Below are 15,944 nucleotides of genomic sequence, written 5' to 3'. Positions count from 1 at the left end.
CGAGGAAATGTGATAGAATACAACATGTATCGTATATGAGAAGGGAGGTGCTAAAGTGAATTGAAGCTCAAGCTGTCATCGCCTCAGGTTGGAATCAAAATAAACGAATGGTATAGGCAGATTTGCGGATTTCATGTAATGAAAGCAGAGAAGCTGAAGGCGGAGATCGAGCAGGAAATCCTGGAGATGGAGCAGGATCAAAACTTGTTATTGTTTTACCAGCTGATGGATTTTCGCCACAAGGTGATGCTTGAATATTTTGAACCGGCAAAGAAAGCCTCGAATGATGAAGAGATTAAGAATTTGCTAGAAACGATTGAACATTCACAAACGAAATTAACGGATATGCTTGAATACTATGTTCATTTTTTCACAGGAATGTTTGAATTTGAACAGAGAAACTATTTAAGTGCCATTGCTTATTACCGCTCAGCAGAAAAAAAGCTCAATCTCATATCAGATGATATAGAAAGAGCAGAATTTTACTTTAAATTAGCAGAAATTTACTACCACATGAAACAAACCCACTTTTCGATGCACTATGCCTTGCAAGCGTTAGATACGTATTCTGCCTACAGAACGTACACGCTGAGAATCATCCACTGTGAATTTGTCATTGGTGCAAACTATGATGATTTGAAATGCTATGAACATGCATTGCCCTACTTTAAAAATGCTCTAAAGCGAGCACGCTCAATTGGAAACCCTCGAGTCATAGGTTCGGCCCTTTTCAACTTAGGTAACTGTTATTATCAAATGAACGATCTTGCGGAAGCAAGCCGTTATCTGAAAGACTCTATTGAAGTGTTTGAAAAGGAGAATTTAACCCATCTTAATCGCTCTCTAGACCCACTATTTATGCTGACACAAATCCTGTTTAAACAAAAACAAATAGAAGAGTCGTTAACCCTCTATCAACAAGGTATTATGAAGGCCTGTGAATTAGAAGATGAGATTTACATCTGCAAATTTCAGTTCTTAAAAGCATTATACGTTGATGCAGACATAACAATCATAGACGATACATTAGACCTGCTCGAGGACAAGCGCTTATACCCAGATATTGAGGAATTGGCACTTGATGCGGCTCATTATTACAATGAGCTTGGACTGTTTGAAGTATCTACCCGGTTTTACGAAAGGAAAATTCAAGCCATATCAAAAATCCAAAATGGGGGTCATTTATATGAAAACGAGTTTGATAGTTCTTTTATTGGCAGCAACTGCAGGATTATCGGTCATGAGTCAGCAGCAATCGGAAGAGAGCCATATGGAGCTTGCGGGCAGACACCATACAACAGTGGTGACTATCGTATAAGTTAGCTCAAAAAGAGGGGACGAACTGCTGTTCATTCTCCTCTTTTATTTTCATTCAATTCAAATCTTTGAAGAAATGCTTGAATTTCTTGCTCATAAGCTTCCTTATTTTCGCTAAAAGACATTGCATGCGCACCGTGTGGCGCAATAAATAACTGTTTGTCACCCTTTTTTCGTGTATATAACTGCTGACTTTGCTCACAGGGGATATAGTCGTCATGGCGGCTATGAATAAAAAGTACAGGTTCTTTCACCTGATCGATCACATCAAGAGGGGAAACTTGCCGGATGCGGTATCCGTCCCGCCATTTTAACACTTGATCACTTAGTGGAAGAATCCATTTTCCTGAAAGGCGAAAATCTGTTTTTAATCGATACAGAAGCTGGTCCTCAAAAGAAGCAAAAGGGCAGTCTGCTATGTAGAAATTGGCGTTTGCTTCCGGCTTTGCAGCATATAACAAGGTCGTGACTGCGCCCATTGATTCTCCGTGTATCCCAATGATGGCACTTTCTCCGAGTTTTTGTCTGAGCCACTTTACGATCTTTGCTAGATCTTCTTTTTCATAATATCCATAACTTGTGGTTTTCCCGCCGCTCATTCCATGTCTTCTATGATCATAAAGCATCACATTCCATCCGAGCTTTTGGAATAATTTCATATACTTAACGGAGTTAATCAAACTGACTGTAACACCGTGGCAAAGGACGATTGTGCGTGTTGTATGGGGATACGGCACAAAATAGCCATGGAGATCATAACCAAATGCTGAAGGAATACACACTTTCTCTTTTTTGAGCTGTTGAAATTCCTCGTGGTGATAATGGCCTCCATCTGATTCTCGTTTGATGAGCTCTTTATCCGTTAATTTTCGAATATACATCATTTTATTGGTGAAAAAAATACCAATTGCAGCGAGTGGACATAATATGAAGGCAAATATAGCGATCCATTTCTTCATCTAGCCGATTCTTCCTTTCCGGGGTTTTTTCTATGACGATCATACCACATCTTGGTAGATTGATGTGCCTCTTGCTCAGAAAATAAAACGGATGATACACTAAGTCAAAAGGAGAGAGGCACAATGAAAAAGACCAATCAGGATCAAGCGAAATTAAAGGACGGCATAAAGGACGATGTCAAACAGCAGCTTCTTCAAATGAAACAGAACCTCGCCGTCGAAACAGAAAAAAGAGAAGAACAAAAACGACAAGACCTCCTTCGGCAGCAGAAAGAAAAAGAAAAAAACAAAAGCTTTTCAGAGCTGCTAGATGAAAGCCATTTAGACTGGAGAAAGTATAAAAGCTAAAAAAGAGGGCGATGATGCTCTCTTTTTTTCTTAAGATAGATCCACAGCAGAAACATAGAAGTGTATAAAGAGAAAAGCACTTCTTCCCCCTTCACATCACTTCATTTCAGAATCGTGACAGTATGATATTTACAGTCAAACGAAACGAAATCCCATAACTTAAGTTTAAGATAGAAGTAAAAAGGTGAGTATTGAATTATTTAAATTCCTTTTTATTGAAAATATGGTTATTAAGACCCTTTTGATAGAGGATCATTCTCCTTATAATGAAGGTGTATTACAAAATTTGGGAATGGAGATGATTCACATGAAATTGAGAAAAACAATGGCTGGAGTCGCTTTATCTTTAGGATTGCTTTTACCTGTTTCTGGACAAGCTCTTGCTACAAATGATTTAACGAATGCTGATTTGAGTACAAAGGCTACTTCAATTGTTGATTGTTCTGTAACCCCTTTTAAAGGCGCAAGTAATCGACTATGTATGTATTCAGATAATGGTTCTTTTGCAAATAGTTTCAGTCGCTTTGGTACTACATTTTATCTTAAAGGCAAATCTGGAAATTATGCATATTATGAAAGTGCAAGATAAGGACAACGGGGCTTTTAGCCCCTCCTCATTTTTAATAGAGAAACACTAGCATCATACATACGCTAAAATAAAAAGATTGTAGAAAAACATGAGTTCTTCTACAATCTGAGAGATCACATCATGTGATCTTTTTTGTTATTTGAACCGGTGCGTTTCATACACAGATGGTTTTGTATAGTAAGTTAATGCTTTGACTTCTTGGTCACTTAATGAACGTGCATTTGCTGCTGCTATATTTTCTTTTAACTGATCCACTGAGCTTGCACCAAATACAACGGAACTGACCGCAGAATGTTTTAGTATATACTGAATGGACAGTTCAGTGAGTGATAGGTCATAAGCGACTTTCTTTAAAGAAGGAATGATCTGCTGAAGCTCTTCAAATGAATATTGAAGATAGCCGTTTTTTTGAATCGCTGCACTTGCTTGAGAAAGTGGCTTTTCAGTTAATAATCCTTTCGCTAAAGGACCTCTTGCGACGACACTAATGCTTTGTTCTTCAAGTAGAGAGAACCATTCTTCTGGGCGGCGGTCGAGTAAACTATATTGCATCATCACGCTTACGATATTGGACTTTTTGGCATATTCTTTAATGACATTTGGACGGATAGATGAAATGCCATAATAGCGAATTACGCCTTCCTCTACCAATTCTTCAAAAGCCTCAATCGTTTCATCAATGGGGTCATCAATCGTGCCTCCGTGCAATTGATATAAATCAATATAATCTGTTTGAAGCCGCTTGAGGCTTTGTTTTACTGCTTCCTTTATGTACGCTTTTGAAGGGTCCCAGTCCCAGCCTGGTTTGCCTTTTTCAAAGCGGTTGCCGCCTTTTGTCGCCAAAATCAAATCCTGACGTCTGTTTTTAATGGCTTCCCCGACAATTTCCTCATTTGTCCCAAAATCATATAAATCGGCTGTATCCAGATAGTTAATTCCGAGATCAATGGCCTCATCTAATAAAGAGAGCGCTTTTTCTTTTTCAGTCCCAAGAGACATGCATCCTAGTGCCGCCTCGCTCACTAAGAGATCTGAGGTGCCAATTCGTCTTTTTTTCAATTCCATCACACTCCTATCCCTTCACATTAAGTGAAAAAAATCAGGAATTCAAGCTAGGTGATTTCAAATGGCGCATTGAAGCAAGCGTTTTGCTTTTCGCTTCTCTTAAATCATCTATGTTAAAATAAATGAAGTAAAAAGTGAAAGTAGAACGAGGAGCTGACAAAATTGAAGGACTTTGAAGAAAAAACATTATCGTCGAAAGAATTATACAACGGAAAAATCATTGATTTGGTTATTGAAGATGTAGAATTGCCTAACGGAAAACAAGGCAAACGCGAAATCATTAAACATCCTGGTGCAGTAGCCGTCATTGCACGTACAGACGAAAATAAAATCATCTTGGTCAAACAATACCGTAAAGCACTAGAGAGAGCCATCGTTGAAATTCCGGCCGGAAAACTAGAAAAAGGGGAAGAGCCGGCACATACAGCATTAAGAGAATTAGAAGAAGAAACAGGATATACAACCCAGCAGCTTCAAAAGCTGACGGCCTTTTATACATCACCTGGTTTTGCAGATGAAATTGTTCACATCTATCTAGCAGATCAGCTAGTTCCGCTTGAAGAAAAAAGAGAGCTGGATGAAGATGAATTTGTCGAAGTAATGGAAGTTTCATTAGAAGAAGCTCTGCACCTCATTGAAAAGCAGCATATTTATGATGCAAAAACAGCCTATGCCATTCAGTACTTACAACTGCAAGAGGTACTTGAGTCAACAAAATGAAGGAATTTTTTGCAGACATCCATATCCATATTGGCAGAACAAGAACAGGCAGAGCTGTCAAAATTACAGGTGCAAGGTCACTGACAATTGATCAAATTCTTATTGAAGCAGCAGAAAGTAAAGGGATGGGGATGATTGGTGTGATTGATGCACAATCTCCAGAAGTCCTAGAAGAATTAATAGAAGGTGTAGAGGAAGGCAGGTACACGGAACTAAATGACGGCGGTTTATCATTTGGACAGACAGTGCTGCTTTTAGGCAGTGAATTAGAAATCAATGATGACCATTCAAAGGGTCCGATTCATGTGCTGGCATTTATGCCCACACTACACAAAATGTCTGAGTTTTCTGCATGGCTTTCGCTTCATATGAAAAATGTGCATTTGAGTTCACAGCGCCTCTATGTTGATGGGAAAATACTTCAGCGCAAGGTTAAGGAGCTGGGAGGATTGTTTATTCCTGCTCATATATTCACGCCGCATAAAAGTCTATACGGCAAAGGGGTCAACACTTCTTTGACGGAAGTATTTGATCCTGACCTTATTGATGCTGTTGAGCTTGGTCTTAGCTGTGATACGTCAATGGCGTCCCAGCTGAGTGAGCTGAACCGGTATCCTTTTTTAACGAATTCAGATGCTCATTCTTTAGGAAAAATCGCGCGGGAATATACAAAAATCAAAATGGATCATGCCTCTTTTGCCGAATTCAAGCTAGCTCTTGAAGAAAAAGATGGCAGAGCCGTCACAGGAAATTATGGACTTGCTCCGCGGCTTGGGAAGTATTATCATACGACCTGCGAGAAATGCGGGGTTAGACCTCACGCACCAGATCAAGAAAAGTGCCATGTATGCGGACATACACGGATGACAAAAGGAGTAAGTGAACGTTTAAAAGAGCTTGCTGACCAAGAAAGTGAAAAAGGAACGAGACCTCCTTATGTTCATCAGCTCCCGCTTCAGTTTATTCCGGGTGTTGGACCAAAAACGCTGGAGAAGCTAAAAGCCGTGTTTCACACAGAGATGAATATTCTACATCAAGCAACAGAACAAGAACTAAAAGCCGTTCTGCCAGAAAAGACAGCGGGCTACATCATCAAAGCAAGGAAGGGCGAAGTCGAACTGATCGCTGGTGGAGGCGGAGTGTACGGTAAGGTGGATATCAATCATGAGTCACATTAAATGGACATGTCAAACGTTTGAACAATTGTCAAAAGAGGATCTTTACTTGATTCTCATGGAAAGAGTCAACGTGTTTGTTGTAGAACAAACATGCCCTTACCCTGAAATTGATCACCGGGACCAAGAGGCGCTTCATCTCATCGCAAAAGAGAACGGCACGATTGTGGCTTATTGCCGAATTTTCCAAAACGGGATCATGTACAAGGAGGCGTCCATCGGCCGCGTGCTTGTGACGCAGGCCGGGCGGAAAAAAGGCTATGGAAAGCTGCTGCTCATCAAGACTTTGGAAAAGCTTAGTGAACTAGGTGAAACAAGTGTCAAAATACAGGCGCAAGCCTACCTGAAGTCATTTTACGAATCATTTGGTTTCAAGGCTGTCTCAGATGTTTATGATGAAGATGGGATTCCGCATCTTGATATGGTGAAAACAGAAAGATAGACGTTTTTACGTCTATCTTTTTTATGTAACATCGTGTATCATAACGTCAACGAAAGGGGTTTTGCCAAATGGGAAAAAGCAAAGCAAAGAAAAAACGAGAGCATATCCAAAGGCAGCAGAGCCGTAATCCAGAACTGTCGAGAGGAAACATGCCGCATTTTAGCACACACGAAAGGAAGACAAAAACAAAACAGGAAGCCTTGCAGCATATGATGAAGAAACATAAAGGACGAAATGCTTATGATCACTATCAAGAGGATCATAAGCATTTTTATTTTGCTTTTTTGTGACAACTAGATCAAATAAATGGAAAAATTTAAAAAATAGGACAAACGGTCGTTTCTTTTTGTCTAAATATGTAGTTAAATGACAAAAAGAAACGAAAGGGAGAGTGAGTATCGTGAACGTCAAGTCATTTGGAGCAGGGCTTTGTATGGCAAGTGTGCTTGTGACATCCGTCATGTTTGGCGCGTCAGATATTTCTGCAAAGGAGCAAACAAAAAAAGAGTACATGATCGGCTTTTCTTCTTCCGTTCAAGACAAAACACAAAAACAGCTTGTAGAAGAAGCTGGCGGGCATGTGAAAGAATCAATAGAGCAAATAGATATGATGAAAGTGTCGCTGAATGAGACTTCGAAAAAGAAACTGAATGAAGCAAAAGAAGTGACCTTTATCGAGGAAGACCAAAAAGCAAAAACAAGCGCTCAAACGATTCCATACGGCGTCAAAAGCATCAAAGCACAAAAGGTACATAAACATGGATACGCTGGACAGAATGTCAAAGTAGCCGTTCTTGACAGCGGCATCGACGGCAAACATGAGGATTTACATGTCACCGGCGGAGTGAGCTTTGTACCGGCAGAGTCTGATCCGTTTGTTGATCCGCATAAACATGGAACGCATGTGGCAGGCACAATTGCAGCATTAGATAATAAGGTAGGTGTCGTGGGTGTTGCACCAAAAGCTTCTATCTATGCTGTCAAGGTGGCAGATGAAAATGGTGACGGCTACTATAGCTGGATCATAAAAGGGATTGAATGGGCCATTGAGAATGACATGGATGTCATCAATATTAGTATGGGGGGAGCAAGTGAATCTGAGGCGCTGAAAGAAGCGGTAGATCGAGCGTATGATAAAGGGATTCTCATTGTGGCTTCTGCAGGGAATGAAGGAAGCTATGGCTCTCTCAATACGATTGACTATCCGGCTAAATACAGTTCAGTGATGGCGGTTGCCTCTGTTGACCAAAAAAAGCAAAGAGCTTTTGATTCATCTGTTGGCGAAGAACTGGAAGTCTCAGCACCAGGCGTTTCAACGCTGAGCACCATTCCTCATAACGAATATGGCTACATGAGCGGAACGTCAATGGCATCACCGCATGTAGCGGGCGCTGCGGCTGTCATTCTATCAAAACATCCGAATCTGACAAACGATGAAGTACGCGAGAGACTGTCAAAAACGGCGACAAAGCTTGGAGAACCTTTTTATTACGGTGCCGGGCTTGTGAACGTACAAAAAGCCGCACGATAAATGAAAAAGAGAAAGCAGTGAGCAGGCTGCTTTCTCTTTTTTCTTTCGAGAAAACTGTCATGTTTCGTAATCTCTCTCATAGAATCTAGTAACCTTACTATTTGGGAGGAAGACACATGCGGAAAAAGTCTTGGAAGGAGCATCTTCTTCAGCACGTAAAAGATCATCTCTCGATTTATTTATTTGTCTCTGTACTCTTTTTAATGGGTGTGATTTTCGGGGCCATCATTGTCAATAGCATGACATTCAGCCAGAAAGAGGATTTATTCTATTATTTAAATCAATTTTTTGGTCAGCTGACAAATGAGAAAGCAGCAGAATCAAAAGAAATGTTTTTACAAAGCTTCCTGCATCATATGAAATATTTAGGCCTTATGTGGATACTTGGAATCTCCATCGTTGGTCTGCCGCTTATCTTTCTCATGATCTTTTTAAAAGGAATTGTTGTTGGGTTTACTGTTGGTTTTCTCGTGAATCAAATGGGGCTGAGTGGATTTTTTCTCTCGTTTGTATCGGTGCTTCCGCAAAACATTTTGCTCATTCCAGCCTATTTAGTGATTGGCACTTGTGCGATTGCGTTTTCCATCCGGCTCATTGGACAGCTCTTCATGAAAAAAACCATCAGTCAAGCACCCGTCCAGTGGTTTGGCCGGTATGCATCTGTTCTGCTGATGATTTTAGCGCTTGCTGCACTGTCGTCTTTTTTTGAATCGTACATATCATTCATGCTGATGAAAAAGCTGGCAGGTGTTCTTTTATAATTGTTATTAATTAATAATCAATTTATTTATCAATTTAAAATGATTATAGTTGGCTCTCAGCACATCATTTGATATAATGATCAAGTAATGTGGCGTAGGAGGGAAAGTCAATGGAAAATAGGATTGATCGAATTAAGAAACAGCTTCATTCTTCCAGCTACAAGCTCACGCCACAGCGTGAAGCCACAGTAAGAGTACTGCTTGAGAATGAAGAAGACCATTTAAGTGCAGAAGATGTATACCTCCTCGTAAAAGAGAAGTCTCCTGAAATTGGTCTTGCTACTGTTTATCGGACGTTAGAATTGCTCACTGAACTGAAAGTTGTTGATAAAATTAACTTTGGAGACGGCGTTTCGCGATATGATCTTCGCAAAGAAGGAGCCGCTCACTTCCATCATCATCTTGTCTGCATGGAATGCGGAACAGTCGATGAGATAGAAGATGATTTATTAGAAGATGTCGAAGAGATTATTGAACGTGACTGGAAATTTAAAATTAAGGATCATAGATTGACATTCCATGGTATTTGCCACCGGTGTCATGATGATGAATCCGGCAAATAATCCGAATTGGAACCTTTTCATTTAAGATGAAGAGGTTTTTTGCATTTTCGCTGTATATTCCTTGTCCCACCTGGCATATGCTGAAGTAATGAGAAGGTGAGAAAGGACTTGAAGTTTATGCGAAAATGGCTCAAAACAACAGGTGAAGTGATCAAAGTATTTATCTTGTTCACTGGTTTTACCGTCCTGTTCTATTATGCTATGATATGGATAAATTCAGAATATGAAAGCTACCATCGTTATGATAAACCAGAGGGTGCAGCAATTAAAGTGATGGAAATGGATCAGCCGAACCAAGACAATTGGCAAGACCGATTGATTTATTTTTATCAAAACGGGGAGTAGAAATCATTGAACGATCAATTATCCGACTTTATTCATTTTATGACCGTAGAGAGAGGACTCTCTGAAAATACCATTGTTTCTTATAAAAGAGATTTACAGAACTACTTGTCTTTTTTAATGACACATGAACAGCTGACGGATATTCGCGATGTCACGCGTCTGCATATCATTCATTATTTAAAGCAGCTAAAAGAGGAAGGGAAATCGAGTAAAACGTCTGTACGGCATCTATCATCGATCCGTTCCTTTCATCAATTTCTGCTTCGGGAAAAAGTGACAACGAATGACCCGTCATGGAACATTGAAACGCAAAAAACAGAGCGGACTTTACCGAAAGTTTTATCATTAGGGGAGGTCGAAAAGCTGCTTGATACACCAAATCAGCACACTCCCTTTGACTACCGAGACAAAGCAATGCTTGAGCTCTTATATGCAACGGGGATTCGCGTCAGTGAAATGCTGGATTTGACCCTTGCCGATGTTCACCTCACAATGGGCTTTGTCCGCTGTTTTGGAAAAGGAAGAAAAGAGCGTATTGTGCCAATAGGTGAAGCTGCTGCAAGCGCAATTGAAGAATATATCGAAAAGGGAAGAAGCAAGCTGTTAAAAAAACAGCCGTCCGATGCCCTATTTCTCAATCATCATGGGAAAAAAATGTCGCGTCAAGGCTTCTGGAAGAACTTGAAAAAACGAGCCATCGAAGCAGGGATTCAAAAGGAACTGACGCCTCATACGCTCAGACATTCATTTGCTACACACCTGCTTGAAAACGGTGCGGACTTAAGAGCTGTACAGGAAATGCTCGGACATGCCGATATCTCAACAACACAAATTTATACACATGTGACGAAAACAAGACTGAAAGATGTGTATCACAAATTCCATCCAAGGGCATAAGTAAAGCATGACACAGTGAACGGGTGTCATGCTTTTTCATGTTTACACCGTTTATGGTTGTCAACTGGCTTGTAAACGGTTTATACTTGAGATGTCTGACCTCTCACTGTTTGTAAGGTCAAAAGACAAGAATATTGAAGGAGGCGCTTTTTAATGCCTGATTATCAGTATAAACGCATTTTCCTCGTCGTCATGGATTCAGTAGGAATTGGGGAAGCACCAGATGCTGCTGATTTTAATGATGTAGGTGCAGATACACTTGGACATATTGCTGAAAAAATGAACGGGCTTCATATGCCGAATATGGCGAAGCTTGGGCTGAGTCATATTAAAGAAATCAAAGGAATTCCAGCGGATGAAAAACCGCTTGCTTATTATGGAAAAATGCAAGAAGCATCAAATGGTAAAGACACAATGACAGGACACTGGGAAATCATGGGTCTTTACATAGACACACCGTTCAAAGTCTTTCCAGAAGGATTCCCAGATGAACTATTAAATGAACTAAAAGAAAAAACAGGCCGAGGTATTATTGGAAATAAACCTGCGTCTGGTACGGAAATTTTAGATGAGCTTGGCGAAGAGCACATGAAAACAGGCGATTTAATTGTTTATACATCTGCGGATTCTGTGCTGCAAATTGCTGCGCACGAAGAAGTTGTGCCATTAGATGAGCTTTACCGTATTTGTGAAATTGCCCGTGAACTCACATTAGATGAAAAATATATGGTTGGCCGGATTATCGCTCGTCCGTTTGTCGGAGAGCCTGGCGCATTTGTTAGAACGCCAAACCGTCATGACTATGCGTTAAAACCATTTGACCGTACAGTCATGAATGAACTGAAAGATGATGGACTCGATGTCATTGCGATCGGAAAAATCTCTGATATTTATGACGGCGAGGGTATCACATCATCTCTTAGAACAAAATCAAACATGGATGGAATGGACAAGCTGGTCGATACACTTAAAACAGACTTTACAGGACTCAGCTTTTTAAACCTTGTTGATTTTGACGCTCTTTACGGACATAGAAGAGATCCAGAGGGTTATGGAAAAGCACTAGAGGAATTTGATGCACGTCTTCCTGAAGTGTTTGACCTGTTGAAAGAGGATGACCTTCTTGTGATCACAGCAGATCATGGTAATGACCCAGTTCATCACGGAACAGATCATACAAGAGAATATGTTCCGCTCATTGCTTACAGCAAAAAGCATCAGGAAGCAAATGAACTGCCAACAGCAAAAACGTTTGCTGATCTTGGGGCAACCGTTGCAGATAATTTCAAGACAACGATGCCAAAATACGGAACAAGCTTTTTATCTAAACTCAAATAGGGGGAAATTTCGTGGGAGCACAGTTTTCAGAAGCGGCGGCATACATTAAACAAGCATCGACATATGTACCAACAGTTGGGCTCATTTTAGGATCAGGACTTGGCATTTTAGCAGAAGAGATTGAAAATCCAATCAAAATAAAATATGAAGATATTCCTGGATTCCCTGTTTCAACAGTAGAGGGACATGCAGGACAGCTCGTGATCGGAACGCTGAAAGGCACTGTCGTTTGCGCTATGCAAGGACGTTTTCATTTCTATGAAGGATATGATATGAAGCAAGTGACGTTTCCTGTCCGTGTGATGAAAGAAATTGGCATTGACACATGCATTGTCACAAATGCAGCCGGCGGTGTGAATACGTCATTACGTCCAGGAGATCTCATGCTGATCACAGATCATATCAATATGATGGGAACCAATCCATTAATTGGCCCAAATGACAGTCAAGGCGTCCGTTTCCCTGATATGTCTGCACCGTACGATAAAGAACTAATGGCACTTGCAGAAGAAACAGCCCAGCGTTTAGGTATATCTGTACAGCAAGGGGTTTATGCAGGGATGACAGGTCCTTCATATGAAACTCCTGCTGAAGTTCGTTTCCTAAGAACACTTGGAGCAGATGCTGTTGGAATGTCGACTGTTCCAGAAGTCATTGTTGCGCGTCATGCAGGAATCAAAGTACTTGGCATTTCATGCATTTCCAATGCGGCATCTGGTATTTTGGATCAGCCGCTGTCTCATGATGAAGTGATCGAAGTAACGGAAAAAGTGAAAGCAAGTTTTCTTGATTTAGTAAAAGACATTGTCAAACAACTTTCATAGCATGTGTCCAGAAGCCTTCTGCTACCCAAGCAGAAGGTTTTTTTTATTTGCAATCATACGATCTCTGAATAAAACAGCCTATATGAGGAAAAAATAGAAAGGATTACGATAATGGAGGTCTGCCACTTGAAACGTCATATATGTGCATTGTTTATTTTAATGATCCTTATCTCAATGGTTTCACCATCAGCGATAGCAAAAGAAAAGATTGAAAAACCAGGAGAAAAACAAACATCAGAATTGGCACACGAAGCCAAATCAGCGATCTTAATAGAACGAGACACGGGAAAGGTGCTTTACAACAAAAACAGCGATGAAAAGCTTGCACCCGCAAGTATGACCAAAATCATGACGATGCTTCTCATCATGGAAGCCATTGATCAGGGTAAACTAAAAATGACAGACAAGGTCAGAACGAGCGACTATGCAGCGTCCATGGGAGGCTCACAAATCTTCCTTGAACCAGGAGAAGAAATGACCGTGAAAGAAATGCTGAAAGGCATTGCGATTGCGTCAGGAAATGATGCTTCAGTTGCCATGGCAGAGCATATTGCAGGATCTGAAGAACAGTTCGTTGAGCAGATGAACAAAAGGGCGAAAGAGCTTGGCCTCACCTCAACGGTCTTTCAAAACCCAACAGGACTTCCTGAAAAAGACCATTACAGCACAGCTCACGATATGGCAAAAATGGCAAAAGAGCTGTTGAAATATGAACAAATCACCAAATTCACAGGTGTCTACGAAGACTATCTAAGGCAAAACACAGATAAAAAATTCTGGCTTGTCAACACAAACCGTCTGATTAAATTTTATCCAGGTGTCGATGGGGTAAAAACCGGTTTTACAGGTGAAGCGAAATACTGTTTAACTGCATCTGCTAAAAAAGGCAACATGCGCGTCATTGCGGTTGTCTTTGGCGCAAGCACGCCGAAAGACAGAAACGCTCAGGTAGTCAAAATGTTAGATTACGCATTTAGTCAATATACGACTCATCCGCTTTACAAACGAGGGCAAGATGTGGCGGAGGTCAAAGTGAGCAAAGGGAAAAAGAAAAACATTCAGCTCGTGACTTCTGAACCGATCTCCCTTTTAACAAAAAAAGGCGAAAATGTGGATCAGATCAAAAAAGAAATCAAATTGTCTCATGATGTCAAAGCTCCATTTTCAAAAGGAACGGAACTTGGTACGATCGTCTTGAAAAAAGACGGAAAAGTGCTGCATGAAAGCCCTGTAGAAGCAAAAGAAGGAATGGAAAAGGCAGGCGTTTGGACTTTCTTCAAACGAGCAATGGCTGATTTTGTGAAATGGAAATAAAAGGCGAAAGGCTGCTGTAATTGGCAGTCTTTTTGCTATGAGGAAAAGAAAAGAACATCTAAATGTGACGAATGGTCACTAGTTTTGTCATGGTGAAGGATTTACTTCATATAAAAGAGAAACATTCTTTATCCGAAATTAGAGCAAGGAGGAATAAAAAAATGAGCCTTGGTATTGATTTTCAAGTAAAAGAGAGCGTACTTTGCATTCGGTTAACAGGAGAGCTCGATCATCACTCCGCAGAAACATTGAGACAAAAGGTGACGAATTATTTGGAAACAGAGGACATTCGCCACATTGTGCTGAATCTGGCTGATTTATCGTTTATGGACAGCTCTGGACTCGGAGTGATTTTAGGAAGATATAAAGAAATTAAGCAGCTTGGCGGGGAAATGGTCGTCTGTGCCATCTCGCCAGCGGTGAACCGGTTATTTGATATGTCTGGTTTGTTTAAAATCATTCGGATGGAGCCTTCTGAGCAAACGGCTTTGCAAACATTGGGGGTGGCATCATGAGAAATGAAATGAACCTGACTTTTTCGGCATTAAGCCAGAATGAATCGTTTGCAAGAGTGACAGTCGCGGCGTTTATCGCTCAGCTTGACCCGACTTTAGATGAATTAACAGAAATCAAGACCGTTGTATCTGAGGCAGTGACAAACTCCATCATCCATGGCTATGATGGGAATCCAGATGGAAAGGTGCATATCCATGTCACGCTAGATGACCATGTCGTTTATCTTACCATTCGTGACGAAGGTATGGGTATTACAGATCTTGAGGAAGCAAGACAGCCGCTTTTTACAACAAAACCAGACTTAGAGCGCTCTGGAATGGGCTTTACCATCATGGAGAATTTTATGGATGATGTCATGGTGGACTCATCACCAGAAATGGGCACGACCATCCGTTTAACAAAGCATCTATCAAAAAGCAAAGCGCTTTGTAATTAAAGGAGCTGCTCATATGGATGTGGAGGTAAAAAAGCAAGCTAAAAAAGCCCAGCTGTCAAATGATGAAGTCAAAGAGCTCATCAAAAAAAGCCAAGACGGTGATCAGCAAGCAAGAGACCTCCTCGTAGAAAAAAACATGCGTCTTGTTTGGTCCGTTGTTCAGCGCTTTTTAAATAGGGGATATGAACCAGATGATCTGTTTCAGATTGGCTGTATTGGACTGCTGAAATCTGTTGATAAATTTGATTTGTCATATGATGTAAAGTTTTCAACGTACGCCGTTCCCATGATCATTGGTGAGATTCAGCGATTCATTCGGGATGATGGAACGGTCAAAGTCAGCCGGTCATTAAAGGAACTCGGAAATAAAATTCGGCGGGCAAGGGATGAATTGTCTAAGTCTCATGGAAGAATGCCGACCGTTCAGGAAATTGCCGAATACCTTGATATCACACCAGAGGATGTCGTCCTCGCCCAAGAAGCGGTACGCTCCCCATCATCCATTCATGAAACGGTGTATGAAAATGATGGGGATCCGATTACATTGCTTGATCAAATTGCCGATCATTCTGAGGAAAGATGGTTTGATAAAATCGCACTGAAAGAAGCGATCAAGGAATTAGAAGAACGGGAAAAACTCATTGTGTATTTAAGGTATTATAAAGATCAGACACAATCTGAGGTTGCAGAAAGACTTGGCATTTCACAAGTACAAGTCTCACGGCTTGAAAAGAAAATTTTAAAACAAATCCAAATGCAAATGGATCAAAAAGACAGCTAGCCAATTCGGCTGGCTTTTTTTGT

The 15,944-nt window shown here is 40.7% G+C and carries 20 protein-coding genes; 18 read left to right on the top strand and 2 right to left on the bottom strand.

Annotated features, from left to right (window positions below; all coding sequences use genetic code 11):
- The first annotated feature begins 60 nt into the window (after positions 1–60).
- Positions 61–1,323: a tetratricopeptide repeat protein gene (locus NSQ34_RS10665; RefSeq protein ID WP_024428051.1), complete on the top strand. Its 1,263-nt coding sequence runs from the start codon at positions 61–63 to the stop codon at positions 1,321–1,323.
- 26 nt (positions 1,324–1,349) lie between these two features.
- Here NSQ34_RS10665 and NSQ34_RS10660 read toward each other — a convergent pair whose 3' ends face one another.
- Positions 1,350–2,276 (bottom strand): alpha/beta hydrolase, encoded by a 927-nt coding sequence (locus tag NSQ34_RS10660; RefSeq protein ID WP_065214660.1) that lies wholly within the window; start codon positions 2,274–2,276, stop codon positions 1,350–1,352.
- A 123-nt stretch (positions 2,277–2,399) separates the two neighbouring features.
- Here NSQ34_RS10660 and NSQ34_RS10655 point away from each other — a divergent pair, with 123 nt between their 5' ends.
- The gene (locus tag NSQ34_RS10655; protein WP_047202235.1) at positions 2,400–2,624 is read left to right on the top strand and encodes a YqkE family protein; all 225 of its coding nucleotides are present in this window, start codon (positions 2,400–2,402) and stop codon (positions 2,622–2,624) included.
- 184 nt (positions 2,625–2,808) lie between these two features.
- Positions 2,809–3,213: an antimicrobial peptide LCI gene (locus tag NSQ34_RS10650; RefSeq protein ID WP_224426704.1), complete on the top strand. Its 405-nt coding sequence runs from the start codon at positions 2,809–2,811 to the stop codon at positions 3,211–3,213.
- Between the two features lie 135 nt (positions 3,214–3,348).
- On the opposite strand, the gene NSQ34_RS10645 is transcribed toward NSQ34_RS10650, so the two are convergent.
- The gene (locus NSQ34_RS10645) at positions 3,349–4,272 is read right to left on the bottom strand and encodes an aldo/keto reductase (RefSeq protein ID WP_024422879.1); all 924 of its coding nucleotides are present in this window, start codon (positions 4,270–4,272) and stop codon (positions 3,349–3,351) included.
- Positions 4,273–4,440: 168 nt separating this feature from the next.
- On the opposite strand from NSQ34_RS10645, the gene NSQ34_RS10640 reads away from it, so the two are divergent.
- The 15 genes from NSQ34_RS10640 (at position 4,441) to sigF (ending at position 15,921) form a co-directional block, all read left to right on the top strand.
- A complete protein-coding gene (locus NSQ34_RS10640) occupies positions 4,441–4,998 on the top strand; it encodes an NUDIX hydrolase (RefSeq protein WP_070326527.1) in 558 nt (185 codons plus the stop codon).
- On the top strand, positions 4,995–6,176 hold the full coding sequence (locus NSQ34_RS10635) for a TIGR00375 family protein (RefSeq protein WP_176967016.1): 1,182 nt from the start codon (positions 4,995–4,997) through the stop codon (positions 6,174–6,176). Before NSQ34_RS10640 ends, NSQ34_RS10635 begins: the two co-directional genes overlap by 4 nt.
- On the top strand, positions 6,163–6,615 hold the full coding sequence (locus NSQ34_RS10630; RefSeq protein WP_176967017.1) for a GNAT family N-acetyltransferase: 453 nt from the start codon (positions 6,163–6,165) through the stop codon (positions 6,613–6,615). The genes NSQ34_RS10635 and NSQ34_RS10630 overlap by 14 nt, the downstream gene beginning before the upstream one ends.
- A 68-nt stretch (positions 6,616–6,683) precedes the next feature.
- On the top strand, positions 6,684–6,905 hold the full coding sequence (locus NSQ34_RS10625) for a hypothetical protein (protein ID WP_034280349.1): 222 nt from the start codon (positions 6,684–6,686) through the stop codon (positions 6,903–6,905).
- Positions 6,906–7,015: 110 nt separating this feature from the next.
- Entirely contained in the window at positions 7,016–8,146 is a 1,131-nt protein-coding gene (locus NSQ34_RS10620) for a S8 family peptidase (RefSeq protein WP_081279475.1), read from the top strand.
- A 116-nt stretch (positions 8,147–8,262) separates the two neighbouring features.
- Entirely contained in the window at positions 8,263–8,907 is a 645-nt protein-coding gene (gene spoIIM / locus NSQ34_RS10615) for a stage II sporulation protein M (RefSeq protein ID WP_024422873.1), read from the top strand.
- A 110-nt stretch (positions 8,908–9,017) separates the two neighbouring features.
- Entirely contained in the window at positions 9,018–9,470 is a 453-nt protein-coding gene (fur, locus tag NSQ34_RS10610; RefSeq protein WP_003215577.1) for a ferric iron uptake transcriptional regulator, read from the top strand.
- A gap of 117 nt (positions 9,471–9,587) precedes the next feature.
- Positions 9,588–9,815, top strand: a complete 228-nt coding sequence (locus NSQ34_RS10605) for a YqzK family protein (RefSeq protein WP_024428058.1) — start codon at positions 9,588–9,590, stop codon at positions 9,813–9,815.
- 6 nt (positions 9,816–9,821) lie between these two features.
- Positions 9,822–10,712: a site-specific tyrosine recombinase XerD gene (gene xerD / locus NSQ34_RS10600; protein WP_254001359.1), complete on the top strand. Its 891-nt coding sequence runs from the start codon at positions 9,822–9,824 to the stop codon at positions 10,710–10,712.
- 153 nt (positions 10,713–10,865) lie between these two features.
- Positions 10,866–12,050 (top strand): phosphopentomutase, encoded by a 1,185-nt coding sequence (deoB, locus tag NSQ34_RS10595; protein WP_041117869.1) that lies wholly within the window; start codon positions 10,866–10,868, stop codon positions 12,048–12,050.
- Positions 12,051–12,061: 11 nt separating this feature from the next.
- On the top strand, positions 12,062–12,874 hold the full coding sequence (locus NSQ34_RS10590; protein ID WP_254001358.1) for a purine-nucleoside phosphorylase: 813 nt from the start codon (positions 12,062–12,064) through the stop codon (positions 12,872–12,874).
- A gap of 126 nt (positions 12,875–13,000) precedes the next feature.
- Complete coding sequence (locus NSQ34_RS10585) at positions 13,001–14,188, top strand: D-alanyl-D-alanine carboxypeptidase family protein (protein WP_034280356.1); 1,188 nt, start codon at positions 13,001–13,003, stop codon at positions 14,186–14,188.
- Between the two features lie 161 nt (positions 14,189–14,349).
- Positions 14,350–14,703 carry an anti-sigma F factor antagonist gene (gene spoIIAA / locus NSQ34_RS10580; protein WP_024422866.1) on the top strand — a complete coding sequence of 118 codons (354 nt, stop codon included), beginning with the start codon at positions 14,350–14,352 and terminating at the stop codon, positions 14,701–14,703.
- Positions 14,700–15,140: an anti-sigma F factor gene (gene spoIIAB, locus NSQ34_RS10575; protein ID WP_024422865.1), complete on the top strand. Its 441-nt coding sequence runs from the start codon at positions 14,700–14,702 to the stop codon at positions 15,138–15,140. Before spoIIAA ends, spoIIAB begins: the two co-directional genes overlap by 4 nt.
- A 13-nt stretch (positions 15,141–15,153) precedes the next feature.
- Positions 15,154–15,921, top strand: a complete 768-nt coding sequence (gene sigF, locus NSQ34_RS10570) for an RNA polymerase sporulation sigma factor SigF (protein WP_024422864.1) — start codon at positions 15,154–15,156, stop codon at positions 15,919–15,921.
- The last annotated feature ends 23 nt before the right edge of the window (positions 15,922–15,944 follow it).

The sequence above is a fragment of the Bacillus sp. FSL P2-0069 genome, assembly GCF_038593315.1.
Lineage (GTDB): Bacteria > Bacillota > Bacilli > Bacillales > Bacillaceae > Bacillus > Bacillus safensis.
This window is presented reverse-complemented; position numbering and strand designations above follow the sequence as displayed.

Excerpts from the sequence above, each read along its gene's own strand:
- NSQ34_RS10660 (WP_065214660.1), bottom strand. The coding sequence starts at position 2,276 with ATGAAGAAATGGATCGCTATATTTGCCTTCATATTATGTCCACTCGCT.
- NSQ34_RS10655 (WP_047202235.1), top strand. The coding sequence starts at position 2,400 with ATGAAAAAGACCAATCAGGATCAAGCGAAATTAAAGGACGGCATAAAG.
- NSQ34_RS10635 (WP_176967016.1), top strand. The coding sequence starts at position 4,995 with ATGAAGGAATTTTTTGCAGACATCCATATCCATATTGGCAGAACAAGA.
- NSQ34_RS10630 (WP_176967017.1), top strand. The coding sequence starts at position 6,163 with ATGAGTCACATTAAATGGACATGTCAAACGTTTGAACAATTGTCAAAA.
- NSQ34_RS10625 (WP_034280349.1), top strand. The coding sequence starts at position 6,684 with ATGGGAAAAAGCAAAGCAAAGAAAAAACGAGAGCATATCCAAAGGCAG.
- spoIIM (WP_024422873.1), top strand. The coding sequence starts at position 8,263 with ATGCGGAAAAAGTCTTGGAAGGAGCATCTTCTTCAGCACGTAAAAGAT.
- fur (WP_003215577.1), top strand. The coding sequence starts at position 9,018 with ATGGAAAATAGGATTGATCGAATTAAGAAACAGCTTCATTCTTCCAGC.
- NSQ34_RS10605 (WP_024428058.1), top strand. The coding sequence starts at position 9,588 with ATGCGAAAATGGCTCAAAACAACAGGTGAAGTGATCAAAGTATTTATC.
- deoB (WP_041117869.1), top strand. The coding sequence starts at position 10,866 with ATGCCTGATTATCAGTATAAACGCATTTTCCTCGTCGTCATGGATTCA.
- spoIIAA (WP_024422866.1), top strand. The coding sequence starts at position 14,350 with ATGAGCCTTGGTATTGATTTTCAAGTAAAAGAGAGCGTACTTTGCATT.
- spoIIAB (WP_024422865.1), top strand. The coding sequence starts at position 14,700 with ATGAGAAATGAAATGAACCTGACTTTTTCGGCATTAAGCCAGAATGAA.
- sigF (WP_024422864.1), top strand. The coding sequence starts at position 15,154 with ATGGATGTGGAGGTAAAAAAGCAAGCTAAAAAAGCCCAGCTGTCAAAT.